Source organism: Corallococcus sp. 4LFB, from assembly GCF_046520365.1.
Classification (GTDB): Bacteria; Myxococcota; Myxococcia; order Myxococcales; family Myxococcaceae; genus Corallococcus; species Corallococcus caeni.
In genome coordinates, this window is sequence record NZ_JBKGHJ010001157.1 from 1 (window position 1) to 747 (window position 747).

The window sequence follows — 747 nt, forward strand, 5'->3', positions numbered from 1 at the left end:
CTACAGCGCGGGCACCGGCCAGTCCCGGGGGTAGACGAGGTAGGCGGTGCCTCCGGAGCGGGAGAGCCACAGCGGCTCCAGCTCCGAACGGGAGTAGGTGCGCCGCACGGCGGTGTCACTGGCGGCCGCCGGGTCATTCACCACGGGGTTGCCCACCGCGTCGAAGCCCGCGAGCACGAGGAGGTGGCCCGCGGTGGAGGGGATGGGCGCGCCGGTCAGCTCACCCTTGCCCCACGCGACGCTGAGGATGACGGGCACCCCCGCGGAGAGCCACGGCTCCAGCTGCGCGAAGCTCGTGAAGCGCGCCACGTGCGCCTGGAGGCCCTGGCCCGCCGCGTACGCGGTGTTGAAGGGCCAGTTGCCGTGACCGCCGTAATACCAGTCATGCACCCCCGCGACGGCGGCGCGCACGTTCGCCTCGCAGCCCCGCGTGTCCGCCGTCCAGTACTGGAGCACCATCGCCGTGGACGTGGGGCTGCACCACACCTCGCCGCCGTCCGGGTAGACCATCTGCGAGCATTGCGGCACCGCGAGCACCTGGTTCCAGCGGGCCGGGTTGCCCGCGGGCACGGTGGGCCGCGTCTCCGGCGAGGTGGAGGTGGTGAGCGCGCTGGCGTGCAGCACGGGCGTGGCCACGCCGTCCGCGCTGAACAGCCGCGTCTTCACCTGCCACGCGGTCGCGGTGCTCTTCTTCGCGGTGACGATGAGCGTGTCGATGGAGACCCTCGCCACGGTGTCCGCCTGCGA

At 72.8% G+C, this 747-nt stretch carries 1 protein-coding gene; it reads right to left on the reverse strand.

Features of this window, described 5'->3' with window-relative positions; genetic code table 11:
- A partial coding sequence (locus ACLEQD_RS44675) for a peptidase C39 family protein (RefSeq protein WP_410391963.1) occupies positions 1-747 on the reverse strand: 747 nt, incomplete at its 5' end.